Source organism: Stenotrophomonas sp. YJH_SMC_12-1 (assembly GCF_059370935.1).
Map to the genome: position 1 here is coordinate 633,406 of NZ_JCAFUD010000001.1, position 25,678 is coordinate 659,083.

The following is a 25,678-nucleotide window of genomic DNA, read 5'->3' on the forward strand; positions in this document are numbered from 1 at the left end:
GGCATGTCCGGATCAGGCGTCGGCGAGCACGCCGGGCTGGGCCTGGCCTTCGCGCACGAACGGGAACTTGACCACGCGCACGGGCACCTGCCGGCCGCGGATGTCGACGGTGACCTCGCCGAGTTCACCGGCGGGCACGCGGGCAAAAGCGATGCCCTTGGCCAGGGTCGGCGAGAAGGTGCCGGACAGGATCTCGCCCTGGCCGCCAGCGGTGGTCACCGCCTGGCCATGGCGCAGCACGCCCTTCTCGTCCATCACCAGGCCGATCATCTGGCGTGCTGTGCCTGCAGCCTTCTGCGCTTCCAGCGCGTCGCGACCGATGAAGTCGCGGCCTTCGTCCAGCGACACGGTCCAGGCCAGCGCCGCTTCGTACGGGCTGATCTCTTCGTCCATGTCCTGGCCATACAGGTTCATGCCGGCTTCCAGGCGCAGCGTGTCGCGTGCGCCGAGACCGGCCGGCTTCACGCCCGCCGCCAGCAGGCGGTTCCAGAACGCGACCACCGCGTCCTGCGGCAGCAGGATCTCGAACCCGTCCTCGCCGGTGTAACCGGTGCGGGCGACAAACAGTTCGGCGCCGTCGTCGGACTGCACCTGCAGGGCGGCGAAGCGACCCAGCTTGGTCAACGCGGCACGGTCGGCTTCGCGGGCCAGGCCGATCACGATATCGCGCGCCTGCGGGCCCTGCACGGCGAGGATGGCCAGGTCCGGGCGCTGCTCGACGGTGACGCCGAACGGCGCAGCCTGCTCGCGCAGCCAGGCCAGGTCCTTTTCGCGGGTGGAGGCATTGACCACCATGCGGAAGAAATCCTCGCCCAGGTAGTAGACGATCAGGTCGTCGATGACGCCGCCGCGCGGATTCAGCATGCACGAGTACAGCGCCTTGCCGGTGACCTTCAGCTTGTCGACCGAGTTGGCCAACAGGCGGCGCAGGAACGGCTTGACCTGGTCACCGCGCAGGTCGACCACGGTCATGTGGCTGACGTCGAACACACCCGACTCGCGACGCACCAGGTGGTGCTCGTCCAGCTGCGAGCCGTAGTGGATGGGCATGTCCCAACCCCCGAAATCGACCATCTTGGCGCCAAGGGCGCGGTGGGTATCGTTGAGCAGCGTCTTCTGGGTCATGACCGGGTCCGGCAGCAGAGGAAACAAGAATGCCCATTATCCCAGATCGGTCGCCTGCAGGTCGCGCCGCAGCGCAGCGGGGGGTGTTTGGCCGGCCTGCGGCCGGCGGGCGCCTTTTACAGGCCAGGCAACGGCAACAGCCAAAGCGTATCGGCTCGGCGAAGTCGACGGCTTGGCCGGAGCGGTATGGGCGAGCGGGACACGCCGTGATCCCATCCCTGGGGGCGCTTTGCTTGCGAAGCACTGCTTCGCAAGCGCCCGAACGCGCAGCCGCCAGCGGCTGGGCCGGACCGCGGAGCGGGGTTTACGGCGTGTACCCCGAACCCAACCCGCCCGACCCAACACATGCCAGTCGACTATCAGTCGACTCTACCCGCAGCAGACTCGACCACCAGCGTGCTGCCCTGCACCGCTACCACCCGCACCATGGCACCGGCCTGCAGTTCCGGGCCGCTGACCTGCCAGTACGCGTCGTCGATGCTGACCCGGCCCTGCCCACCAACGATACCCTGCTGCAACGGCACCACCCGTCCGACCAGTTGTTCGGCGCGGCGGTTGAGCAACGGTGCATCGCTGGGTCGCGCCCTTGCCCTGCCCCAGCGCCGGTAGCACTGGATCGAGACAACGCTCAGCACGACGAAGGCAACGACCTGCCACAGCAATGGAATGCCGCTGAACACCGCAACCAGTACGAACACCGCCGCCGCGCCAATGCCGATCCACAGCATGAACGCCCCGGGCGCCAACGCCTCGGCGGCAAACAGCAGCAGCGCCAGCGCGCCCCAACCGACGACTTCCCAGCGCATGTCAGCCTCCGAGCGGCGGCGGCCGCTTGCCCGCGGCCTTGTTGTCCTGGCTGGCCAGCGCCTGCTTCGCCAGTTCGGCCACGCCGGCGATCGAACCGATCACGCCACTGGCCTCCATCGGCATCAGCACCAGCTTCTGGTTCGGCGAACTGGCCAGCTCCTTGAACGCTTCCACGTACTTCTGCGCAACAAAGTAGTTGATCGCCTGCACGTCGCCCTCGGCAATCGCCGCCGACACCACCTTGGTCGCCATCGCTTCGGCCTCGGCCAGGCGCTCGCGCGCCTCGGCATCGCGGAACGCGGCTTCGCGACGGCCTTCGGCCTCCAGCACGGTGGCCTGCTTTTCGCCATCGGCGCGCAGGATCTCCGACTGGCGGGAACCCTCTGCCTCTAGAATCTGCGCGCGCTTCTCGCGCTCGGCCTTCATCTGCCGCGCCATCGCATCCAGCAGGTCGCGCGGCGGCTGGATGTCGCGGATCTCGATGCGGTTGACCTTCACACCCCACGGGTTGGTGGCATGGTCGACCACGCTCAGCAGCTGGGCATTGATCACCTCGCGCTGGCTGAGCGATTCATCCAGGTCCATCGAACCGATCACGGTACGGATGTTGGTCTGCACCAGGGCGATCATCGCCACTTCCAGGTTGGCCACCTCATAGGCCGCCTTGGCGGCATCCAGGACCTGGAAGAACACCACGCCGTCCACGCGCACGGCGGCGTTGTCCTTGGTGATCACTTCCTGGCTGGGTACATCCAGCACCTGCTCCATCATGTTCACCTTGCGCCCGACCCCGTACACGATCGGAATCAGGAAGTGCAGGCCGGGGGTCATGGTGTGCGTGTAGCGCCCGAAGCGCTCGACGGTCCACTCGTAGCCCTGCGGCACCATCCGTACCGCCTTGAACAGGATCACCACGGCCACGAAGGCCAGCACCACGGTAAAGAACATGGTCGGGAACATCTTGCTTTCCTTATCTATGACGTCCAGGCCCCAGCATAGCGCGTGAAGGCCGCATTCACAGCGGAGCTACCAGGGCATGCGCCCGCGCAGGATGTCGGCGAACATCACCCAGTCGCCCATGAACGAGTACAGCGGGTGCTGGAATGTCGCCGGGCGGTTCTTCTCGAAAAAGAAGTGACCGACCCAGGCGAAGCCGTAACCGCAGACCAGGGCGGCCAGCACGAGGATGGCTTGCCCGCGCAGGATTGCCGCCGCAACCAGCAGCAACACCCCGCAGCTGCCGATGAAGTGCAGCCGGCGCGATACCGGGTGGCGATGCTCGCTGAGGTAGAACGGATAGAACTCGCGGAAGCTGGCGAAGCGGGACATGCGCGTGCTCCGGGAACCAGGGGCGTCGCCATCATGCACCATCGCTGACCTTGTGGCGCCGAGCCATGCCCGGCTTGCGCGCGCCAGCGCGGTCGGAAGGAGGCGCAGCCACGCACGGCCCGGCGCTACCCTGATGAGGTGCGCGGCCCGAACATGATCACCGCCATGCCGGCCAGGCACAGCGCAGCGCCCAGCAGGTCCCAGCGGCTGGGGCGGATGCCGTCGACCAGCCACAACCAGAACAGCGCGGTGCCGATGTACACGCCACCGTAGGCCGCATAGACCCGCCCACTGGCGGTCGGGTGCAGGGTCAACAGCCACGCGAACAGGGCCAGGCTGGCCGCGGCCGGCAACAACAACCAGACGCTGCCGCCCTTGCGCAGCCATACCCAGGGCAGGTAGCAGCCGACGATCTCGGCCAGCGCGGTCAGCAGGAACAGGCCCAGCGTCTTCACGCTTTCTCCGCCGCCTTGGCCTGCTGCCACAACGCTTCCTGCGCATCCAGGCCCATCGCAGCCAGCGCCCCACCCTGCGCGTCGGCCTGCGCTTCCATCGCGCGGAAGCGGCGTTCGAACTTGTGGTTGGCCCCGCGCAGCGCCGCACCCAGGTCGATGTCGGCATGGCGCGCCAGGTTGGCGCAGACGAACAGCAGGTCGCCCAGTTCTTCCTGCAGCCGCGCCTTGTTGCCGGCGATATCGCCGCGTTCGAACTCCTCGCGCAGTTCCTGCAGTTCCTCGGCCGCCTTGTCCAGCACCGGCAACGGGCCGGGCCAGTCGAAGCCGACCTTGGCCGCACGCGACTGCAGCTTCACCGCCCGCTGCCATTCCGGCAGCCCGCGCGAAATGCCGGCCAGCGCGGAGGTGTCCTGCTCGCCCTTGGCGGCACGCTCGGCACGCTTGATCGCGTCCCAGTTGCGCGTCACGCCGTCGGCATCGTCGACGCTCACGTCGGCGAACACGTGCGGGTGACGGCGCTGCATCTTGTCGCTGATCGCGCGTGCGACCTCGGCGAAGGCAAAGGCCCCCTGCTCTTCGGCCATGCGCGCATGGAACACCACCTGCAGCAGCAGGTCGCCCAGCTCGTCACAGAGATCGTCGAGATCGCCACGGTCGATCGCATCGGCCACCTCGTAGGCTTCCTCGATGGTGTACGGCGCGATGGTTGCGAAGTTCTGCTCCAGATCCCACGGGCAGCCGCCCTGCGGGTCGCGCAGGCGCGCCATGATCGCCAGCAGGCGCTCCAGCTCGTGGGCGGCGGCGCTGCCGGTGGCGGGGGTGTCGTGCGCGCTCATGCGGCCTCCAGGTTCAGTCGGACAACCAGTCGCGCCACGGCAGGCTGGTATCACCAAGGGCAATGAAATCGCCGTTCAACAGGGTTTCGCGGCGGTTGTAGCGGAACGGCTTGCCGGTCGCGGCCGACAGTACCGCACCGCCGGCGGCGTGCAGCACGCACTGGCCGGCGGCGGTATCCCATTCGGAGGTCGGGCCCAGCCGCGGATAGACATCCAGGCCACCTTCGGCGATCCGGCAGAATTTCAGCGACGAGCCCTGCGCGATGGTCTCGATGCGGCCCATGCGCGCCAGCAGCGCCTCGGTTTCCGCTGAGCGGTGCGAGCGGCTGGCGGCGACGCGCAGCGGGGCGGTGGCCGGCGTGCGGGTGCGCAGCACGGTGTCGTGCAGGCCCTGCCGGCGATAGGCCAGCTCGCCACGCATGGCATGCCAGACGATGCCGGTGACCGGGGCCAGCACCACGCCGAACGCTGGTGCGCCCTGGTAGATCAGCGCGATGTTGACGCTGAACTCGCCATTGCGCTTGACGAACTCGCGGGTGCCGTCAAGCGGATCCACCAGCCAGTACGCGCCCCAGTGGCGGCGGTGCTCCCACGGCACCTGCGCCGATTCCTCCGACAGGATCGGCAGGTCCGGGGTCAGCTGGCGCAGGCCCAGTTCGATGACCTGGTTGGCGGCCAGGTCGGCGGCGGTGACCGGGCTGTCGTCGTCCTTGATCTGCACCTCGAAGCCATCGGCGTACACCTGCATGATGGCCTGTCCGGCTTCCTGGGCGATGGCGATGGCGGTCTCGCGCAGGTCCGTGGTCAGTTTGATCATCGCGTTCCCTGCAGCCACTGGCGAGCGATGAACAGCGCCGCCAGCGAGCGTCCCTCGGAGAAGTCCTCGCGCAGCATCAGCTGGTCCAGTTCGGCCAGCTTCCACGGCACCACCTCCAGTTCTTCCGGCTCGTCGCCGGCCAGCTTTTCCGGATACAGGTCGCGTGCCACCACCAGCCACGACTGGTGGCTCATGTAGGTGGGGGCCAGGGTCATCGCGCGCAGCACGTCGACCCGGCGTGCACCGTACCCGGCCTCTTCCTTCAGCTCGCGGTCGGCGGCCTGCCCGGGGGTTTCGCCGGCGTCGATCCGGCCTTTGACCAGGCCCAGTTCATAGCGGTGCATGCCGGCGGCGTATTCACGCACCAGCAGCACCGTCTCGTCATCGAGCATCGGCACCACCACCACCGCACCATGGCCACGGCTGACCAGGCGTTCGAAGCGGCGGCGTTCACCGTTGGAGAACTCCAGGTCCAGGTGCTGGCGCTGGAAGGGGCCGTTCTCCTCATCGGTGATCCGATGGATGATCGGCAAGCGCCGGCCGGCACGGTCATCGTTCATGCGGAATCTCCGCGGCGGCCGGCGCCAGCGCCGGGGCCGATAGAATGTGCAGGCAGCAACATGTTCATGAGCCCGAAATGCTAGCAGACCCAACCCCCTCCCCGCTGGCCCAGCACTGGCGGCAACGCGACCTGCAGGTGCTGTGGCATCCGTGCACGCAGATGCGTGAGCACCCGCATACCCTGCCGCTGGTGCCGATCGCCCGTGGTGAAGGCGCATGGCTGATCGACCACGACGGCAACCGCTACCTGGACGCCGTCAGCAGCTGGTGGACCAATCTGTTCGGCCATGCCGAGCCGCGCATCGGCGGCGCCATCGCGGCGCAGGCCGGGCAGCTGGAACAGGTGATGCTGGCTGGCTTCGGCCATGAGCCGGCGATCACCCTGGCCGAGCGCCTGCTGGCGCTGGCGCCACGCCAGCCCGGCCGCGAGCCGCTGGCCAAGGTGTTCTACGCCGACAACGGCTCGGCCGGCGTTGAAGTCGCGCTGAAGATGGCCTTCCAGTATTTCCAGAACCGCGGCGAGCCACGGCGCACGCGCTTCATCGCGCTGGAGAACGGCTACCACGGCGAGACCCTTGGAGCGCTGGCGATGGCGGACATTCCGCTGTACCGCCGCGTCTACGCGCCGCTGCTGGCCGAAGGCCTGTTCGCGCCCTCGCCCGATGCCTACCTGGCCGAGCCGGGCCAGAGTGCGGCTGATCGCGCACGCCAAGCCGCTGATGGCCTGGCCACTCTGTTTGACCAGCATCCCGGCGAGATCTGCGCAGTGATCCTGGAACCGCGCCTGCAGTGCGCCGGCGGCATGCGCATGCATGACCCGGTGTACCTGCAGCGGGTGCGCGAACTGTGTGATGCGCACGGCGCATTCATGATCGCCGACGAGATCGCCACCGGCTTCGGCCGCACCGGCACCCTGTTCGCCTGCGAGCAGGCCGGCGTGATGCCGGACCTGATGTGCCTGTCCAAGGGCCTGACCGGCGGCTTCCTGCCGCTTGCCGCGGTGCTGGCCACGCAGGCGCTGTACGACGCCTTCCTTGATGACTCGCGCGAGCGCGCCTTCCTGCATTCGCACAGTTACACCGGCAACCCGCTGGCCTGTGCGGCTGCGCTGGCGACGCTGGACATCTTCCGCGACGACGATGTGATCGCCCGCAACCGTGGCATCGCCTCGGTGATGGGCGCGCTGGCTGCGCCATTGAGCGACCATCCGCACGTGGCCGACGTCCGCCAGGCCGGCATGGTGGTGGCCTTCGAGCTGTCGCGGGATGGCAACAAGCGCACGCCGTTCGATCCGGCGCTGCGACTGGGCCTGCACGCCTACAAGGCTGCGCTGAAACGTGGCGTGGTGCTGCGTCCGCTGGGCGACGTGCTGTACTGGATGCCACCCTACTGCGTGGATGACGAACAACTGGAGCTGCTGGCACATACCACGCTGGCGGCGATTGACGAGGCGATTGCATGCGCGTGACCCGCTGCCCCATCGACCTGGCGCTGCACAGCGGCCAGACCGTGACCCTGCCGGAAGAGACGGCCAACCATCTGGTGCGGGTGATGCGCCTGCGCGAGGGTGATACCTGCGTGCTGTTCAACGGCGATGGCCACGACTACAGCGCCACGCTGACCGCCGCTGGCAAGCGCGAGGTGCAGGTGCGCATCGATGCGGTGCAGGCGGTGGACAACGAATCGCCGCTGGCGATCACTCTGCTGCAGGGCATTGCCCGAGGCGAGAAGATGGACCTGATCCTGCAGAAGGCCACCGAGCTGGGCGTGAGCGCCATCGTTCCGGTGAATGCCGAGCGCACCGAAGTGAAGCTGGATGCCGCGCGCGCGGAGAAGCGCGTAGCGCACTGGAACAACGTGGTGACCTCGGCCTGCGGCCAGTCCGGGCGCGCGCGCATTCCGCAGGTGGGCTCGCCGGTGGCATTGGCGCAGGCGGCGGCGACGCTGCCGGCCGATACGCTGCGGCTGACGCTGGACCCGCACGGTGCCCATCGCCTGTCGACGCTCGACGCGGCGCCGACCGGCGGCATCGTGATCGCGATCGGCCCGGAAGGCGGCTGGTCGCCGCGCGACCGGGATCAGCTGGCAGCGGCAGGATTCCAGGGCCTGCAGCTGGGGCCGCGCATCCTGCGCACGGAGACCGCCGGGCTGGCCGCGATCGCGGCATTGCAGGCGTGGTTGGGCGACCTGGGGTAAGGTTGATTGGTGGTAGTGCCGGCCGCTGGCCGGCATCCAAGGGATCATGAGGTTGCCGGCCAGCGGCCGGCACTACCGGGAACCCGACCGGCGGATTGCCGATCAGGTCGCCAGCGAATCCAGCGCGGCTTCCAGCGCATCCAGGTTCGGCAGCAGCGCGCTCTGCTCACCCAGCAGCACGCGCATGTGCACGATCTGCGGCAGGGTTTCCTCGGAAGCATCGGCCAGCAGGCCATCGCGCGGCACCGAGATCAACTGCGGGAAATTCTGCGTCAGCAGCGCGTAGTAGGGGCGCTGCGCGTTGCCGCTGAGGGCCTTCAGCACGACGACCTTGTTGTGGCCGCCCACGGCTTCCTCGCCCAGGCCGGAAAGGCGCGCGAACGACACCAGCGGCACCTGCCAACCGTGCCAGCCGATTTCGCCGACCAGCCAGCGCGGGGCGTCGGAAACCGGCTGCACCGGCACCCGCGACATCATTTCGGCCACGGTGGCATTGGGCAGCAGCACGCGCTCGTTGCCGGCCTGGATCAGGACGCCGCGGATTTCGTCATTGCTGGCATAGCTCATGGTGCCTCTCCGTTATCGTCTTCCACGCCCCAGCGCGAGGCGATGGCCTGCGCCAGTTCCTGTGGCTCACCCGCCACCATGCCAGCGGCGACCACCGCCGTGGCTGCGGCAGGGTCATAGCATCCCTCGCCGACCTGCCCGGCCACCCAGGCACCGGCGGCGGCCAGATCCAGCACCGGACCCACATGCGCAAGGTCGGCGCCGCTGAGCAGGACCAGCGCAGTGTGGTCGGCCGGCAGCCCGGCAATCGAAATACCTTGCGCGTCGCTGACGAAATACAGGCCGTCGCTGGCTGCCTGCACGCCGATGTCATCGGCCAGCACGCGCACTTCACCGGGTGTTGCACGCTGGCCGGCTTCGGCCAGCTGCACCGGCAGCGGCGACACCCGTGCCATCTGCTTGACCAGGTTGCCGTAGCGGCCACCGTCCAGGCGCATGTGCACCAGCACCGGCACGCTCAGCGACGACGGCAGCGCACCGAGCAGGCGGCGCAGCGCATCCGGGCCGCCAATGCCGGCCAGCACCAGCAGCGAGCCGGCACGTGCGCCCGCAGGCGCCGCAGTGTCCAGGTCCACCAGGCTGAGGTGATCGGTATCGAAGGACGGCAGCGGGGCTTCCATCGCGGCGCTGTACCCGGTGGCTGCGGGTGCGTCTGCTACGTCCTCGACCAGCGACCACGCGGTGTGGTCGAAGGACACCGGCGGCGTTGCCGGTGCGGCAACCGGCTGCATCGGCGCTGCCTCCAGCGGCTCCGGCACCACCGGCTGCAGCGCGGCCAGTGCCTGCTCCAGCGCGATCGGTTCGTGCAGGTGCGCCGGTGGCGCATACAGGCTGTCCGCCGGTACCTCGTCGGCCCAGCTCAATGCCTGGTCCAGATGCGGCTGGAGCGCTTCTTCCCGTGGTGCCGGCGGCGGTGCCGGGTGACCCGGTTCCAGCTGCAGGGTGGGTTCGTCTTCCGCACCCGGCGGCAGCACCTGCTGGTGGCCGTGCAGCTTGGCGGCCAGATGGCGGCCCCAGCGCTGTGCCTCCCAGCCATCACGGCGCGCCGCCAGCTCGGCTTCGTCGAAGACCAGGGTCAGGCCTGGTGCGGACAGCACCGCTTCAAGCCGCTCCAGAGCATCCTCGATGGCCGCTTCCAGCGCGATCACCACGAACTGTGGACGCGCGTCCTGCAGCAGCTGCGGCTCCAGGCCGTTGGGGTCGTCTTCCAGCACCAGCTGCACATCGGCATGCGACAACGCCTCGCGCAGGCGCTCGCGCGCCGCGCCAGGACGGGCCAGCAGGGCGACGGCCGGGGCCGCCTGGGCTTCACTCACGGACACGGGCGATCCCCAGCAGGTCGTACACGTTACGCATCAGGTCCAGCTCCTGGTACGGCTTGCCCAGGTAGCGCTGCACGCCGATCTCGAAGGCGCGCTGGCGGTGCTTGTCGCCGCTGCGCGAGGTGATCATCACGATCGGCACGTCCTTGTAGCGCGGGTCGGCACGCATCGCGGTGGCCAGCTCGTAACCATCCATGCGCGGCATCTCGATGTCCAGCAGCATCAGGTCGGGCACGCGTTCTTCCAGGCGCTCCAGTGCTTCCACGCCGTCGCGGGCGACGCTGACCTCGAAGTTGTGGCGTTCGAGGATGCGCCCGGTCACCTTGCGCATGGTCAGCGAATCGTCCACCACCATCACCAGCGGCACCTGGCGCTCCTGGCGTGGCGCGTTGGCCAGCACCGGCAGCGTCGGGTTGGCGAGGAAGCGGCGCACCAGCGGCGCGACGTCCAGGATCACCACCACGCGGCCATCGCCGGTGATGGTTGCACCGTAGATGCCCGGCACCGACGCGATCTGCAGGCCGACCGGCTTGACCACGATTTCGCGGTTGCCCAGCACCTGGTCGATCGCCACGGCGGCACGCAGGTCACCGGCACGGACCAGCAGCAGCGGTACCTGGTCCTGGCCATCGGCACGCGCCGGGGCCTGCCCGACCAGGCTGCCGAGGTCGTACAGCGGATAGTCCTCGCCGCTGTAGCGATAGCTGCTGTCGGCCGCTTCGAAACGCTCGCGCGACAGGCGGCCGATGCCACTGACCGATGCGACCGGCACCGCAAAGGTGGTTTCGCCGATCTGCACGAACACCGCCTGGGTGACCGCCAGCGTCTGCGGCAGGCGCAGGGTGAAGCGCACGCCCTGGCCCCGCACTGACTGGATATCGACCGAACCGCCCAGCTGGCGCACTTCGTTGCGCACCACGTCCATGCCCACGCCACGGCCTGCCAGCTGGCTGACCTGGTCGGCGGTGGTGAAACCAGAGGCGAAGATCAGGTTGTCCAGTTCCTGCTCGTTCGGCTGGGCATCGGCAGCCAGCAGGCCACGGTCGATGGCGCGGCGGCGGATCGCCTCGCGGTCCAGGCCGGCGCCGTCATCGGCCACTTCCAGCACGATTTCCGAGCCTTCGCGGTGCAGGCGGATGGCGATCTCGCCCTCCTCCGGCTTGCCGGCGGCGCGGCGCTGTTCCGGCGCCTCCAGGCCATGGGCCACGGAGTTGCGCAGCATGTGTTCCAGCGGCGCGACCATGCGGTCGAGGACGTTGCGGTCCAGTTCGCCGTGGGTACCTTCCAGGGTCAGGTGGACCTGCTTGCCGGTATCCATGCCGGACTGGCGGACCACGCGGCGCAGGCGCGGCACCAGACCGTCGAACGGCACCATGCGCGCGCGCATCAGGCCATCCTGCAGTTCCGAGCTTACGCGCGACTGCTGCTGCAGCAGGGAGTCGTACTGGCGCGACAGATCGTCCAGGACGCCCTGCAGGCCGCCAAGGTCGGCGGCGGACTCGTTCAGCGCACGGCTGAGCTGCTGCAGGGTGGAGAAACGGTCCAGTTCCAGCGGATCGAACTTCTGGTCCGCCTGGTCCTGCTCGCGCTGGTAGCGGGCGACGATCTGCGCCTCGGTTTCCAGGTCGAGTCGGCGCAGCTGGTCGCGCAGTCGCGCATTGGTGCGCTCCAGTTCGGCCATGGCACCACGGAAGGCACCCAGCTGCTGTTCCAGACGCGAGCGATAGATCGCCACTTCACCGGCATGGTTGACCAGGCGGTCGAGCAGGTCGGCGCGCACCCGCACCTGCTCCTGCTGCGGACGCGCCAGCGGATCTTCGTCGGCCACGCCTTCGGCCGGCAGTGGTGCCGACAGCGGGGCATCGGCCGGCGTCGTCAGCGGGCCCACAGCCTGTGCCGGCACGGCCTCGGCCTCGCTGGCCGCACGCGCGGCCGCAGCGGCCGCCGCGATATCGGTGGTGGTGCGGACCTCGAAGGCCTCCACCAGGTCCTGTGCAGGCGCCACCACGCGGTGGGCACCGGTCCGCGTCAGCAGCTGGTGCAGGCGGTCGAAGCCGCGCTCCAGCAGCTGCACGTCGCGGCGTTCGATCTCGGTGCGGCCGGCCGCCACGGCTTCCAGCAGGGATTCGATGCTGTGGCCAAGGTCGCCGATGGCATTGATGCCGGCCATGCGTGCGCCCCCCTTCAGGGTGTGCAGGTCACGTTGCAGGCCGGCCAGCACCTCGCGATCCTGCGGCGCATTGCGAAGCTCGCTGATCAGGCCATCGCAGTGGTCGAGCAGATCCTTGCCTTCCTCGACGAAGATGTCGACCAGTTCGCGGTCGTACACGCTGAAGTCGAGCGCATCGGCGCCATCCGCGGTGTCTTCCAGGGTGGAGGCTTCATCGTGGAGCGGCGCCCGCTCTCCGGCGTCGGCCTCGGCAGGTTCGGCATCGGTGTTGGCCGTGCCCTGCCCCGGCGCTTCTTCCAGTTCGAAGAACCGCACCGGCTCGGCGGTGGCCTGCAGTGCTTCGGCAGCGCTCACCTCGTTCACCGTCGCCGGGGACGGCTGATCGGCGCTCTCTCCTTCGCCGACCGCCGCCTCCCCGCCGACGTCCGCATCCTCGGCAAAGGCTTCCGCCTCGCCCGGCGCGAGTTCGCTGGCCTGGAGGCCGAGCACGGGCCATTGCCCGTCGTCGTCCAGGGTCTGCTCGTCTTCGATCACGTGCAGGCCGGCCTCGAGCGCGGCTGCCAGCGTGACCGGTTCTGCAAAACCCGGCGCAGCCATTTCATCCTGCAGGCTCGACAGCCCGCTGTCGAGTGGCAGTGCAGCAGCGGCGTCAATGACGCTGTCATCGGCACTGCCCGAATCAAAGGACAACGGCGTATTCAGGTCGATCGCGTCAACTTCCGCAGGCACCGGCCGCTCTTCCGCGTCGCGGTCATCCACCGGCAGCGCACTGGCGTCGAGGTAGGGCGACAGATCGTCGGCCATGGTCAGATCAGCGTCGTCGACCGTCGCGATCGTGGGCACGGCATCTGCTTCGGCCACTTCGACAACAGGCGCACTCTCGACCGGCTGGATCGATTCAATCGCGCCGGGGTCCGCCACCGCAGGTTCACCTTTGCCCGGCACCGACGGCCAGCCGGCGTCGAAGTAACGCGAAAGATCGTCGCTGGCGGTCAGCTCGCCCACGTCCAGGCCGCTGTCGGCTGCGATGTCCAGCGTCTGCGGGTCGGTTGCAGCTGGAACCGGTTCCAGCGCATCTTCGGCAAGCGGCTGCGGCTCGGCAATGAGATCGGGCGCCACATCGAAAGCGGACGCCATGCTGGTTTCGTCCAGCGTGTCCAGCCCGGCCAGCGGCGCTTCGGCTTCGGATGCCTGCCCGACATCAGGCGCCAGCTCGATGCCCTCTTCATCCTCGTCCTCCAGCCCGACCATCGGCCAGCGCGCTTCCGGCAGTTCACCGGCCAGCGCCTGCAGGCGCTGTACCAACGCTTCCTGTGGCGTGATGCGCGGCTGCTCGGCCTGCAGCGCTTCCATGGTCGCGGTGATCGCCTGCGCGGTCGCATCCAGCGCAGCCACGCCCTCGTCGCCCGGCACCACGTCCGCGGCCAGCGCGCGCTTGATGTAGGACTCGGCACCGCCGGTAACGGCAGTGATTTCCGGCACTTCGGTCATCGCGAAGGCGCCGTTCATGGTGTGCACCGCGCGCAGCAGCGCGTCGCTGACCGGCTGCGGCGCCTGCTGCGCCAAGCGCAGCCAGTCCTGCAGGGTCGCCTGGTGGACCTCCACTTCGGCTTCCAGGATCTCGCGCAGCACGCTGTCGATGTTGGCCGGCGTGCCCAATGCTTCAGGCGCCGGGTCCGCATCGGCTTCAGCCTGCACCGACGCCATTGCTTCGGCTTCGAGGATGCGGCTGATCTCGTCCTCGCCATCGGCTTCGACCACCGGTGCGGCGGGAGCGGCCGCAACCGGCAGCGGTACGTAATAGGTTTCCTCACCCGCGCCGACGCGATCGGCAATGGCCTGCATCGCTTGCAGGTCCACGCTGATCCGCTGGCCATGACGCAACGCGGCGTTCAGCTGCGGCAGCGCGGCATGCGCGTTGTCGACCATGGCCAGCACGGCTGGCGTCGCCGGGCGGCTGCCGTCGAGCACGCGGTTGAGCATGCCCTCGATCTTCCACGCGAATTCGCCCAGGGTGCGTGCACCGACCAGTCGGCCACTGCCCTTGAGCGTATGGAAGATGCGGCGGATGGGACGCAGACGGTCCATGTTGTCCGGCTGCATGCGCCATGCCGGCAGCAACGTTCCGAGGTTGGCCAGTTCGTCGTCGAACTCTTCCAGGAACACCTCGCGGATGTCCTCGTCGATGTTCTCGGCATCGTCGTCGAAGCCGGCCTCGAAGCCGGCGTCTGCATCTTCCGCGCTGCCCACGGCGACTGGCGCTTCCGCATCGGCCGGCGTCGGGGTCGCCTGCGGATTGAAGTCCGCGGCGGCAGCGCTCAGCTCGGCAAAGAACTGCGCGTCGGCTTCGCTGAAATCAATCGGTGCGATGGTGTCGATGTCGATCATCGACACCGCCGCTGCCGGCACATCGGCAAGCGGTGCGGGCGCTTCCACCGGCACATCCACAGGGGTGATGTCCGGCTCTGCGGCAGCCGGGCTCTCTTCCACCACCGCAGGGGCAGTGGCATCGATGCTCTCCAGCGACGGATGCAGCCCGGCAGCGTCCTCCAGCGACAATGCCTCCATCGCATGCAGCGACAACACGTCGTCGGCATTGTCCAGCGCATCGGCATCGAAACGGAACACGACGTCGTCACTTGCAGAAACCGCGTCATGTTCGGCGGCCACCGGGTCGAACCCCGGTGCGGCATGCGCGCCGGTCTCGATGGACAGCGAGGCGTCGGCGGCGTCCTCTACGTCCAGGCCGGTTGTCGCATTGGACTGCACTGGCAGAGCCGCCTCCGACAGCGTCCAATGGGCGGCGGCGCCCTGCCCTGCATCGAGCTGTTCGAAACTGACCGGATCGAAGCTGGCAAACGTCGGACTGCGCTCATCGTCCGCTGGAGCGGGCGGATCGGTCTCAGGATGGAACGGTGCCAGATCCCATTGCGGGACCTCGGGTGCAGGTGCACTGGAGGCGGCAAAGACCAGCGGTGCATCCGACTCGTCACGCAGCGATAGTGGCGCGGAGGCGACGGATCCCAGCCCACCGAACATCAAGCTGTTGTCCGCCGCTGCAGGCGAAGGCGTGGCCGGTGGCGGATCGAAGGTGAAGTCCGGCAGCGGTACCGGCACCTCACCGGGTGCCGGCGCGGCCGACTGTACCGGGATCTCGATGTGCTCTGGCTGCAGTGCCTCGCCCTGCAGCACGACCGGCTCACGCTCGATCGACTGCGGCACGGACGCTGCCGGCTCAGCCGCATCGTGGTCCGGCAACGGCCAGTAGCGCAGCGCCTCAAGGCTGCTGCGGGTGATGTCGAGGATGTCCTCGCGACCCGGACGACGGTCGCGCAGGGCTTCCAGGTAGTACTCCAGGCTGGCCATGGCGTCGGCCAGCGTGTCCAGCTGGCGGCCACTCGGCACGCGCTGGCGACCGATCAGCTCGGCTTCGATGTACTGCTGCACACCGCGCAGGTAATCGGCGGCGGTACCCAGGTCGAGCATGCGCAGCGCACCGGACACATCGCCCAGCAGGCGCGGCACGTCGTGCAGCTCGGCATGGTTCCAGCTGGTTTCAATGAACGCGACGAAGTGCTCGCGCGCGGCGGCGAAGTTGGCGATGGCCTCGTGCGCCAGCACCTCTACCGTGCGCCGGTTCTCCACTGCGCTCGGATCGTCCTGGCCACTGCCGCCGGCGCCCAGGTGGGCGACCTGGTCATCCAGCGACGCATCCACGTAGAGCAGCGCCCCGGCGATATCCAGCAGCAGGTTTTCGTCGATCTGCTGGCGGCCCTCGACCACGCCACGCAGGGCATCACGTTGCTGCACGACCACGCCGCGGGCCACGCCCAGGCCCATCATGCCCAGCGTATCGGCGACCGCACCGAGCTCGTTGGCCTGGGTCTGCAGCTGCTCCGGCGCACCGCCGGTACGCAGGTGCAGGTCCAGCGCATCCTTGATGCGCAGCAGTTCTTCCTTCACTGCACTGCCCACGGTATCGAGCAGCTCGCGGTTGCGCCCGCTCAGGCTGCCACGGGCATGGTCCAGCTCGGCCTCGGTGGCGGTGACGCTGTCCGGTGCGAATGCCAGCAGCACGCTGTCATGTACGCCCTCTTCGCCACGTGCGGCACGGATCTCGTTCAGCAGCGGCATCAGCACGATCGGGATGTCACGGTGACCGTTCTGCAGGCGCTCCAGGTAATCGGGCAGCAGCACGCTGCCACGCATCAGGGTCGCGCAGGCTTCATCCCGATCGGCCACGCCACCGGCGCCAATGGCATTGGCCAGCTGTTCCAGCTCCTCGGCCACCATGGCCGGGGCGTACAGCTCGACCATGCGCAGGGTGCCCTGCACCTGGTGCAGGTAGCCGGCGCAGATGCGCATGCGGCTGGCGTCGGTCGGGTCTTCCGCGTAGTACTCGACTTCGTTGCGCACCTGGCGCAGGGTCTCGTCCAGCTCGGGCTTGACCCAGCCCAGCGCTGCGTGGCTCATCGCATCGCGCAGACTGCTCATGGACGCGCTCCGTTCGCCGCCGCGCGGAAGCCGCGCGAGTTCTGGCGTGGGGAATGGAAATGCTTCATCGACTGGTTCCTTGCTCGCCGCCCTGCCCGCGTCACGCCGGCAGCTTGAAGTCGGCGACCGAACGACGCAGGTCGGCCGCCAGCTGCGCGAGGTGGCCGATCGATTCGGCGGTCTGCCCGGCACCCTGCGAGGTCTGGCCGGTGATCTGCCGGATCACGCCCATGGTGCGGGTGATGTCCGAGGCCGCAGCCGACTGCTGCTGGGCGGCGATGGAGATGTTCTTGATGAGGGTGTTCAGTGCATTGGACACGCGCTCGATCTCGGTCAGCGCGGTGCCGGCATCCTCGGCCAGGCGTGCACCGGACACCACTTCGGCGGTGGTCTGTTCCATCGAGGTGACCGCTTCGTTGGTATCGGCCTGAATGGCCTGCACCAGGTTCTCGATGCGTCGGGTCGCGCCGGAGGTACGTTCTGCCAGGCGCTGCACTTCGTCGGCCACGACCGCGAAACCGCGACCCGCTTCACCGGCCGACGCCGCCTGCACTGCCGCGTTCAACGCCAGGATGTTGGTCTGTTCGGAAATGTCGTTGATCAGTTCCACGATCGAGCCGATTTCCTGCGACGACTCACCCAGGCGCTTGATGCGCTTGGAGGTTTCCTGGATCTGGTCACGGATCTGGTCCATGCCCTGGATGGTCTCGCGCACCACGCCGGCACCTTCGGCGGCGATCACCACCGAACGCTGTGCCACGTCGGCCGACTCGGCCGAGTTGCGCGACACCTGTTCGATGCTCGCCGCGATTTCGCCGATGCGGTCCGACGCCGAGGTGATCTGGTTGGCCTGGTGGCCCGCCGCCTCTGCCAGCTGCATGGCGGTGGCCTGGGTTTCCTGGGTGGACAGCGCGACCTTGGCCGAGGTGTCGTTGATGGTGGTCACCAGGTGGCGCAGCTCGTCGACGGCGTAGTTGATCGCGTCGGCGATGGCGCCGGTCATGTCCTCGGTCACCGAGGCCTTCACCGTCAGGTCGCCCTCACCCAGCGAGGAGATTTCGTCCAGCAGCCGCATGATCGCCTGCTGGTTGCGGCTGTTGAATTCCACCTGGGTCTGGTAGCGCAGTTCCTGCTCGCGCGAGCGGCTGCGCACGTTGGTGGAAACGAAGCCGATGATCGCGATCAGCGACAGCGCACCGGATACCACACCGATCCAGAAGTTCGGGAACAGGCGGGTGTCAGACACCGAGCCGAACGAAGAGAACGCATCGAACAGCTTGCGGCTGTCATCCAGCATGTGGGCCGAACCCTGGCCCAGCGCGGTGGCGGCGGACTGCGCCGCGAACAGCTGGCGCGAGCTGGCCAGGATCGCGTCAGCGTCCTGCTTCATCGCTTCCCACTTCTGCTGCGACTGCTCCAGTGCGGCGACGGCGGCGGCACCGCGCACGGCGGTGATGCCCAGTTCCTCGTTGCCGTTGCGCAGGCCGTCGAGCACCTGCGAGAACACGGTGATGTCGCGTGCCAGTGCATCGCCGGACGTCGCTGCGGCGCTGCCACCGGCGCGCATTTCGGTCACGCGACGGGCCATGGAGCCGGCCACCACCACCTGCTGCAGGGCGCTGTACACCTGCGACGACGGCGCGCCGGAGGCCGACATCGCACGCACCAGCTCGTTCAGCTGGGCCTGCAGGCCCGGCACCGCACCGGTGAAGTTGTTGGCGTTGCCAGCCAGCGCCAGCACCGCCGGTTCACTGGCGACCAGCTGCCCGGCCTGCTTGCCCAGCGGCGCCCAGGTCTCGCCCAGGGTGGCGATGGCACCGGACACGCCCGGCTCCTTGCCGTAGCGCCCCTGCAGTGTCGACACGTTCTGTTCGATCGCGTTGCGGGTCGCCTTGAAGGCGGTGAACGCCTGCGCGTTGCCGCCCACCGCGTCACGGCCCTGGTTGGCCAGCTGCTGCGACAGCACCTGCAGGTCGGCCGCCTTGGAACCGGCATCGGCCAGGCGACTGCCCTGCCAGGTGGCGACGCCGGTGTTGACGCCGAACAGGATCATCGATGCCAGCAGCAGGAACAGCCAGAGGTTGCTGCCGCCCAGCCGCAGCTTGCCGGTCTTGGTGGCGTCCGAAGCAGTACTCATCGTTCAACCTCGATCTTCAATGCAGGGGGCGATGCCCGGCCTCAGGCCGCGGCTTGCCGGAATTCAGGGGTACGCGACAGCAGCGAGAGGGAGAACACGCCCCAGTCGTGGCCGTCGGCGTGGAAGGCGCGATCGACGAAGTGGCCGTAGCGCCCTTCGGCCAGCGTGCCGGCCGCGATCTGCTGGTCCAGTTCAAAGCTGCGCTGGCCGAACAGTTCATCGATGGTCAGGGCGACGTCGCCGCCGGCCTGGCGCATGATCAGCACGCGCTGGCCTTCCTGCTGCACGGTACGCGTGCCTTCCAGGAAGTACTTCAGGTCGACCACCGGGAACAGGTTGCCGCGCAGATTGCCCACGCCCAGCAGCCACGGCTGCGCGCACGGCACCGGGGTCACCGGCGGCATCGGCACGATTTCCACCACTTCGCGGAAATCGGACACCAGCCGGCGCTGGCCGACGCGGTAACCCACGCCACGCCAGAGGTCCTGGGCGAACTGCCGCTCGGGCAGCTGCACCGCGTGGGCCAGGCTGCGCCGTTCGTAGGCTTCGAGAATGTCGAAGGGCGAGCGCATCAGGCCACCAGTTCGTTGATCCGCGCGATCAGTTCATCCTCGCGCGGCGGCTTGACGATGTAATCGGCCGCGCCCTGGCGCAGGCCCCAGGCCTTGTCGGTTTCCATCGCCTTGGTGCTGACGATGATCACCGGGATGTGCTTGATCGCCGCATCACGGGCCATCGCGCGGGTGGCCTGGAAGCCGCTCATGCCGGGCAGTACCACGTCCATCAGCACCAGCTGCGGCACCTGGTCGCGGACCAGCTGCAGTCCATCCTCGGCATTGTCCGCCTCCAGCACCTCGTGGCCGGCACGGCGCAGCCACTGGGTGAACACCGCGCGGTCGGTCGGTGAATCCTCGATCAGAACGATACGAGCCATTGTGCCTTTCCCCCCTGGTCAGGCGTTGACGTATGTGCGGATGGCACCCAGCAGTTCTTCACGCGTGAAAGGCTTCGTCAGGTACTGCTCCGAGCCGACGATGCGTCCCCGCGCCTTGTCGAACAGGCCATCCTTGGACGAGAGCATGATGACCGGGGTCGCCTTGAACAGCTGGTTGCCCTTGATCAGCGCACAGGTCTGGTACCCGTCCAGGCGCGGCATCATGATGTCGACGAAGATGATCTGCGGCTGCTGGTCTGCGATCTTCGCAAGCGCTTCGAAGCCGTCGGTGGCGGTGACCACCTCGCAGCCTTCGCGCTTGAGCAGCGTTTCCGCAGTCCTGCGGATGGTCTTCGAATCATCGATGACCATCACCCGGAGTCCTGCGAGTTCCCCGCCCGCAGTCGTGTTTTCAGTCATTGCCTATCCCCAAGCGCACGGCCCGATCTCTGGCGGGGGCCGCTACGAAAGCGTATCTATATCGCACTTTCCGCGCCCGCTTCAAGGCCGCCCCATGGCGCGGGGCATGGCACCCTCCTGAACGTGACGGGTTTCGCAATGCGTGCGCGACCGCCGGGCGGACGCTGCGTTGCAGGACGGCGGGGAGGCGCGCGAGCGGCGTTGCCGCTACCATCAACGCCTTGCCTGACAGGTGCGCCCATGCCGTTGAACGTCATCGTGGTGATGGATCCCATCGCCCACATCAAGATCGCCAAGGACACCACCTTCGCCATGCTGCTGGAAGCCCAGCGCCGCGGCCATGCCCTGCACTACGTGCGCCCGGGCGGCCTGGCCCTGGAGGGTGGCGTAGCGGTGGCCCAGACCGCGCCGCTGCAGGTGCGCGACGACCCGGCCGGCTGGTATGAGCTGGGCGCGTTCAGCCGCACCGAGTTCGGCCCCGGCCAGATCGTGCTGATGCGCAAGGACCCGCCGGTCGACGCCGAATACATCTACGACACCCAGGTGCTGGACGTGGCCGCAGCGGCTGGCGCCTGCGTGGTCAACAACCCGCAGGGCCTGCGCGACTACAACGAGAAGCTGGCCGCGCTGCTGTTCCCCCAGTGCTGCCCGCCGACCCTGGTCAGCCGCGACGCGAAGGTCTTGAAGGCCTTTGCGCTGGAGCACGGCCAGGCCGTGCTGAAGCCGCTGGACGGCATGGGCGGCCGCTCGATCTTCCGCAGCGGCCAGGGCGATCCGAATCTGAACGTGATCCTGGAAACCCTGACCGACGGCGGCCGCAAGCTGGCGCTGGCCCAGAAGTTCATTCCCGACATCACCGCTGGCGACAAGCGCATCCTGCTGGTCGATGGCGAACCGGTGGACTACTGCCTGGCGCGCATCCCGCAGGGCGATGAATTCCGCGGCAACCTGGCCGCCGGCGGCCGCGGCGAAGGCCGCCCGCTGAGCGAGCGCGACCGCTGGATCGCCGCCCAGGTCGGCCCGGAGATGAAGCGCCGCGGCATGCGCTTCGTCGGCCTGGACGTGATCGGCGATTACCTGACCGAGGTCAACGTGACCAGCCCGACCTGCGTGCGCGAACTGGACTCGCAGTACGGCCTGAACATCGCTGGCACCCTGTTCGACGCACTCGAGGCCGGCCTGCGCTGATGTCTGCCGCACCTGCCGTCCTGCCCCCGCCGCCGCGCGAAGCGCAACGGCTGGGGGCGACCATCGCGCTGTCGGTGCTGGTCCACGCCCTGCTGATCCTGGGCGTGGGCTTCGCCGTGAAGGGCGATGCGCCGCTGGTGCCGACACTGGAAGTCATTTTCAGCCAGACCCGCACCGCGCTGACCCCGAAGCAGGCCGATTTCCTGGCCGCGGCCAATCAGGAAGGCGGTGGCGAGCACGACCGCGCACAGCGTCCGCGCGACAACCAGGCCGGCATCGTGCCGCAGGCCCAGTCCGGAATCAGCCCGGTTCCACAGCAGCAGCAATCGGCCGCGCCGGTTCCGCCGCCACAGGCACGGGTGGTCAGCAGCCGCAATGGCGAAGAGGTGGTGGCGCAGGCGCAGTCCCGCCCCACGCCGGATCAGCCCGAACCGGATGCGCCCTTGAGCGCACGCGAACAGCGCGACGTGGAGATGGCGCGGCTGGCTGCCGAAGTACATCTGCGCTCGGCGCAGTACGCCAAGCGCCCGAACCGCAAGTTCGTGTCGGCCAGCACGCGTGAGTATGCCTATGCCAATTACCTGCGCGCCTGGGTCGACCGTGCCGAGAAGGTAGGCAACCTGAATTACCCGGATGAGGCGCGGCAGCGCCGCCTCGGCGGCCAGGTAGTGATCAGCGTGGGCGTGCGCCGCGATGGCAGCGTGGAGAGCAGCCGGATCCTGCGTTCGAGCGGGACGCCATTGTTGGATGAGGCCGCACTGCGGGTGGTGCAGCTGGCCCAGCCGTTCCCGCCATTGCCGAAGACTGAAGACGAAATCGACATCCTGCAGGTTACCCGTACGTGGGTGTTCCTGCCGGGCGGCGAACTGCGCGACGACCGGTAGGGTTTGTTGCCCGGGCCTGCGGCCCGGGACCCGCTGAAAGGCTAGAGCAACGGCAACAGCAACAGCGGCGGTTGGTGTACTGAAGCGTGGCGAGGCGGTGTCGGGCGGCGGGGACGCCGCAAGTACGTCCGTGTAGGCTTAGCCGCGGCATCCATGCCGCGGATACCCCGCCGCCCGACACCGCCCCGCCTCTGACAGATCGCGGCGCACCACTGCTTTGGTAGGTGTCGACCTTGGTCGATACACATCCACGCTACGCGTGGATGCGAGCGAAGCGATCCGCTTTTGACTTTGATTCTCTTTTTTGATTTTCCGTGGCAGACGCACACGGAAACTGTCAGAGGCCGGGCGGGTGGGCTGCGCAGGGGCGTGAGCCGCATGGATGCGGCGACCGAGCTTACAGGGACGTACTTGCAGCGCCCCCTGCGCAGCCCACCCGCCCGGCCAAACCACGGCTTTTGATCTACGCGACCAATCCCGCCACGAGGGGCTCAGCCGTTGGCCTTCGCCTTCGCCTCGCGCGCGGTCTGCTGCTCGACCAGGGTCAGCGCCACATTGTCACGCAGGTACGCCGGCTCGACCTTCTCCGGTGCAATGGCTTCGCCGCGAGCGAACGCCGGCACCGCCAGTGCCAATACATCCGACGCCCGCGGCAGCGCCGTCGCATCAAAGCCGCGCAGGCCGGTGCCCAGCTGGGTCACCAGTGCCCCCTCGGCTGCACCGAAACCGGTGCCGACACCGTAGGCCGACATCCCTTCCGGCAGCGCAACCGCAGCGGGTGCGCACACGCGCTCGGCATCGCGTGCCACCGGTAGGCCGTCTACACGTTCGAAGCGCGCGACATACAGCTCCCCCATCCGTGCATCGATCGCCGACAGGATCTGCGTTTCGTCCGCCGGTGCCCGCAGCGCCAGCACCTGCAGCGTCGAGACCGGCAGCAACGGCCGATCCAGTGCCAGCGCAATGCCTTGCGCGATGGCGATCGCCAGGCGCACGCCGGTGAACGCACCCGGGCCGCGGCTGAGCGCGATACCGTCCAGCTGGCGGCGGCTGATGCCTGCTTCGGCCAGCAGCGCCTCGGCCCACGGCAGGCTCAGTTCGGCATGCCGGCGCGGGGCGATCTCGAAGCGTTCCAGCACCTGCCCATCGACATGCAGGGCAACGGAACAGGCTTCGGTGGCGGTTTCAAAGGCGAGCAGTTTCATCGGATCGGGTCAGAACAGGGGGAACGTGGCACCGGGCGCCGGCTCGGGGCCGGTCGCAACGGCGGCCGGGGCAGCCGCATGATCGGCCACGGGCGCCCATTGTGGCGTAAAGAAGGCCTGCACATCGGCCAGACTGCGGGTACGGCGGAATGGCGGCAGTGAATCGAGGAAGACCCGGCCATAACCACGGTTGAGCAGGCGCGGGTCGCACAATACCAACACACCACGGTCGCTCTCACTGCGGATCAGGCGACCGACGCCCTGTTTCAGCGCAATCACCGCCTGCGGCAGCTGCTCATCGCGGAACGGATTGCCACCCTGGCTGCGGATCGCCTCCAGCCGTGCCTCGTACACCGGATCGTCCGGCGCCGCGAACGGCAGCTTGTCGATCATCACCACGCTCAGCGCCTCGCCCACCACGTCCACGCCCTCGCGGAAACTGGCCGAGCCCAGCAGCACGCCATTGCCCGATTCGCGGAAGCGCTGCAGCAGCGTCGCGCGCGGCGCCTCGCCCTGCACGAACAACGGCCATGGCCCATCACGCAGTGCCTCGGCGGCCTCGCGCAATGCACGGTGCGAGGCAAACAACAGGAATGCCCTGCCCTGCGAGGCCTGCAACACCGGCCGCAGGGTCTGGATCAACGCAGTACCGAAGCCCCGCGCAGCCGGATCAGGCAGGCCTTCGGGCAGGTAGCACAATGCCTGCTCGGGCCAATTGAACGGACTCGGCTGGACCAGCGTGTGCGGATCGTCCAGGCCCAGGCGGGTGGCGATGTGGTCGAAGCCACCGCCCACGGTCAGCGTCGCCGAGGTGAAGATCCATGCCGCGCGACTGCGTTCGCGATGCTCACGCAACGGGCCGGACACATCCATCGGCGTGCGCTGGCAGCGAAAACCACGTGGCGTGAGCTCGTACCAGAGCACATCAGCGGCAGTGGCGGTTTCCGCCGGGTCGGTATCGAAATCGAGGGCAGGTTCGTCATCGCCCAGCCAGCGGCTGAGCCGCGAGACCGCTTCGCGCGCCCGTGCATGGCAGGCATCCAGGCCCGCCGCGGCTTCGCGCAGCGGCTGCAGTGCCTGCTCCAGCGTCACCAACCCCGCCATCACCGTATCGAATCCATCGCGCACCTGCGGCATCGCCAACGCGCGCCATTGCGTGCCACGCGGCGGCAGTCCCTCCATCGCCGAACGCAGGGCCAGCAGCGCCTGCTGCAACTGGTCGACCGGTTCCTGCAGCGCCGACTGCGCGCCGCCGACGCCACGCGCTTCGGCCAGGCAGTCGCGGCCCAGTTCCTGCCACGGGCGCATGCCGAAACCTTCGCCGAAGAACTGCGCGGCCAATTCGGGCAGCTGGTGTGCCTCGTCGATGACGAAGGCCTGCGCCCCCGGCAGCAGTTCACCGAAGCCATCCTGCTTCAGGGCCAGATCGGCCAGCAGCAGGTGATGGTTGACCACCACCACATCGGCCGCCTGCGCACGCTGCCGCGCGCGCACCACGAAGCAGTCATCCCAGAACGGGCAGTCGGTACCCAGGCAGTTGTCGACAGTGGAAGTGACCATCGGCAGCAGCGGCGAATCATCGGCCAGGCCTTCCAGTTCGGCGATGTCACCGAACTCCGAACGACCGGACCAGGCCAGGATGCGCTGGAACTGCGCCGCCTGTTCGGGGCTGGAAAAACGCGGCTCGCCGCGCGCCTGCTGCAGGCGATAGCGGCACAGGTAGTTCGCGCGCCCCTTCAGCAGCGCACTGCGCAGGCCGACACCCAGCGCCTGACGCACCCGTGGCAGATCGCGGTGGTAGAGCTGGTCCTGCAGCGCGCGGGTTCCGGTGGAAATGATGGTACGCAGCCCGGACAGCAGCACCGGCACCAGGTAGGCAAAGGTCTTGCCAGTGCCGGTACCGGCCTCGGCCAGCAGCGGGTCACGCTGCTGCAGCGCATCGGCGATGGCTTCGGTCAGGTGCAGCTGTGCCGGACGCGGGACGAAGGCATCCAGGTGCGAGGCGAGCGCGCCGCCGTCGCTGAGGGCTTCGCGGCTGGCATGGACAAGGTCGGACATCAGAGGGAAAGGATACCCGGCCGGGCGCTGCCCGGCACCCGTTTCAAGCCAGAGCGCAGGCAAAGGCAACAGCAACAGCGTGGTTCATGGCTCTGGGTTGCTGCGTGTTTGGCGGGGCGGGAGGGGCAGGCAGGACACGCCGTAAACCCGTCCATGGGGGCTCGATGGCGCCT

The 25,678-nt window shown here is 68.3% G+C and carries 21 protein-coding genes; 4 read left to right on the forward strand and 17 right to left on the reverse strand.

Going from position 1 to position 25,678, the window contains the following annotated elements; translation table 11 throughout:
- Positions 1–12 precede the first annotated feature (12 nt).
- The 8 genes from gcvT to nudE form a co-directional block, all read right to left on the reverse strand.
- Positions 13–1,125 carry a glycine cleavage system aminomethyltransferase GcvT gene (gene gcvT, locus AC5P8Y_RS02920; RefSeq protein ID WP_049402546.1) on the reverse strand — a complete coding sequence of 371 codons (1,113 nt, stop codon included), beginning with the start codon at positions 1,123–1,125 and terminating at the stop codon, positions 13–15.
- A gap of 359 nt (positions 1,126–1,484) precedes the next feature.
- The gene (locus AC5P8Y_RS02925; protein ID WP_049404570.1) at positions 1,485–1,931 is read right to left on the reverse strand and encodes an NfeD family protein; all 447 of its coding nucleotides are present in this window, start codon (positions 1,929–1,931) and stop codon (positions 1,485–1,487) included.
- 1 nt (position 1,932) lies between these two features.
- Positions 1,933–2,892: an SPFH domain-containing protein gene (locus AC5P8Y_RS02930; RefSeq protein WP_005410704.1), complete on the reverse strand. Its 960-nt coding sequence runs from the start codon at positions 2,890–2,892 to the stop codon at positions 1,933–1,935.
- A 66-nt stretch (positions 2,893–2,958) separates the two neighbouring features.
- Complete coding sequence (locus tag AC5P8Y_RS02935; RefSeq protein ID WP_033833429.1) at positions 2,959–3,261, reverse strand: Mpo1-like protein; 303 nt, start codon at positions 3,259–3,261, stop codon at positions 2,959–2,961.
- Between the two features lie 125 nt (positions 3,262–3,386).
- Positions 3,387–3,716, reverse strand: coding sequence for a YnfA family protein (locus AC5P8Y_RS02940; protein WP_049395784.1), 330 nt, complete (start codon positions 3,714–3,716; stop codon positions 3,387–3,389).
- Positions 3,713–4,552 carry a nucleoside triphosphate pyrophosphohydrolase gene (gene mazG / locus AC5P8Y_RS02945; protein ID WP_033833431.1) on the reverse strand — a complete coding sequence of 280 codons (840 nt, stop codon included), beginning with the start codon at positions 4,550–4,552 and terminating at the stop codon, positions 3,713–3,715. The genes AC5P8Y_RS02940 and mazG overlap by 4 nt, the downstream gene beginning before the upstream one ends.
- A gap of 13 nt (positions 4,553–4,565) precedes the next feature.
- Positions 4,566–5,369, reverse strand: a complete 804-nt coding sequence (cysQ, locus tag AC5P8Y_RS02950) for a 3'(2'),5'-bisphosphate nucleotidase CysQ (RefSeq protein ID WP_033833432.1) — start codon at positions 5,367–5,369, stop codon at positions 4,566–4,568.
- Positions 5,366–5,929, reverse strand: coding sequence for an ADP compounds hydrolase NudE (gene nudE, locus AC5P8Y_RS02955; protein ID WP_033833433.1), 564 nt, complete (start codon positions 5,927–5,929; stop codon positions 5,366–5,368). The genes cysQ and nudE overlap by 4 nt, the downstream gene beginning before the upstream one ends.
- A 77-nt stretch (positions 5,930–6,006) precedes the next feature.
- Between nudE and bioA the strand changes: the two genes are divergently transcribed.
- Positions 6,007–7,398, forward strand: a complete 1,392-nt coding sequence (bioA, locus tag AC5P8Y_RS02960; protein WP_033833434.1) for an adenosylmethionine--8-amino-7-oxononanoate transaminase — start codon at positions 6,007–6,009, stop codon at positions 7,396–7,398.
- Positions 7,389–8,126, forward strand: coding sequence for a 16S rRNA (uracil(1498)-N(3))-methyltransferase (locus AC5P8Y_RS02965; RefSeq protein WP_033833435.1), 738 nt, complete (start codon positions 7,389–7,391; stop codon positions 8,124–8,126). Before bioA ends, AC5P8Y_RS02965 begins: the two co-directional genes overlap by 10 nt.
- 102 nt (positions 8,127–8,228) lie before the next feature.
- On the opposite strand, the gene AC5P8Y_RS02970 is transcribed toward AC5P8Y_RS02965, so the two are convergent.
- The 7 genes from AC5P8Y_RS02970 to pilG form a co-directional block, all read right to left on the reverse strand.
- On the reverse strand, positions 8,229–8,693 hold the full coding sequence (locus tag AC5P8Y_RS02970; RefSeq protein ID WP_033833436.1) for a chemotaxis protein CheW: 465 nt from the start codon (positions 8,691–8,693) through the stop codon (positions 8,229–8,231).
- Positions 8,690–10,015, reverse strand: a complete 1,326-nt coding sequence (locus tag AC5P8Y_RS02975) for a chemotaxis protein CheB (protein WP_033833437.1) — start codon at positions 10,013–10,015, stop codon at positions 8,690–8,692. Before AC5P8Y_RS02975 ends, AC5P8Y_RS02970 begins: the two co-directional genes overlap by 4 nt.
- Positions 10,002–16,679 carry an Hpt domain-containing protein gene (locus AC5P8Y_RS02980; protein WP_049404565.1) on the reverse strand — a complete coding sequence of 2,226 codons (6,678 nt, stop codon included), beginning with the start codon at positions 16,677–16,679 and terminating at the stop codon, positions 10,002–10,004. Before AC5P8Y_RS02980 ends, AC5P8Y_RS02975 begins: the two co-directional genes overlap by 14 nt.
- A 100-nt stretch (positions 16,680–16,779) precedes the next feature.
- Complete coding sequence (locus tag AC5P8Y_RS02985; RefSeq protein ID WP_005410715.1) at positions 16,780–18,816, reverse strand: methyl-accepting chemotaxis protein; 2,037 nt, start codon at positions 18,814–18,816, stop codon at positions 16,780–16,782.
- Between the two features lie 41 nt (positions 18,817–18,857).
- On the reverse strand, positions 18,858–19,388 hold the full coding sequence (locus AC5P8Y_RS02990; protein WP_005410716.1) for a chemotaxis protein CheW: 531 nt from the start codon (positions 19,386–19,388) through the stop codon (positions 18,858–18,860).
- Positions 19,388–19,750: a response regulator gene (locus tag AC5P8Y_RS02995; protein WP_005410717.1), complete on the reverse strand. Its 363-nt coding sequence runs from the start codon at positions 19,748–19,750 to the stop codon at positions 19,388–19,390. Before AC5P8Y_RS02995 ends, AC5P8Y_RS02990 begins: the two co-directional genes overlap by 1 nt.
- 18 nt (positions 19,751–19,768) lie before the next feature.
- Positions 19,769–20,170: a twitching motility response regulator PilG gene (gene pilG, locus AC5P8Y_RS03000; protein ID WP_005418455.1), complete on the reverse strand. Its 402-nt coding sequence runs from the start codon at positions 20,168–20,170 to the stop codon at positions 19,769–19,771.
- Positions 20,171–20,410: 240 nt separating this feature from the next.
- On the opposite strand from pilG, the gene gshB reads away from it, so the two are divergent.
- On the forward strand, positions 20,411–21,358 hold the full coding sequence (gene gshB / locus AC5P8Y_RS03005; RefSeq protein WP_049404563.1) for a glutathione synthase: 948 nt from the start codon (positions 20,411–20,413) through the stop codon (positions 21,356–21,358).
- Positions 21,358–22,242 (forward strand): energy transducer TonB family protein, encoded by an 885-nt coding sequence (locus AC5P8Y_RS03010; protein WP_111108631.1) that lies wholly within the window; start codon positions 21,358–21,360, stop codon positions 22,240–22,242. The genes gshB and AC5P8Y_RS03010 overlap by 1 nt, the downstream gene beginning before the upstream one ends.
- Positions 22,243–22,733: 491 nt before the next feature.
- Here the strand turns inward: AC5P8Y_RS03010 and tsaB are convergent, their stop codons facing one another.
- On the reverse strand, positions 22,734–23,447 hold the full coding sequence (gene tsaB, locus AC5P8Y_RS03015; RefSeq protein WP_049402513.1) for a tRNA (adenosine(37)-N6)-threonylcarbamoyltransferase complex dimerization subunit type 1 TsaB: 714 nt from the start codon (positions 23,445–23,447) through the stop codon (positions 22,734–22,736).
- A 9-nt stretch (positions 23,448–23,456) separates the two neighbouring features.
- Complete coding sequence (gene yoaA / locus AC5P8Y_RS03020) at positions 23,457–25,505, reverse strand: DNA repair helicase YoaA (protein ID WP_049452989.1); 2,049 nt, start codon at positions 25,503–25,505, stop codon at positions 23,457–23,459.
- Between the last annotated feature and the right edge of the window lie 173 nt (positions 25,506–25,678).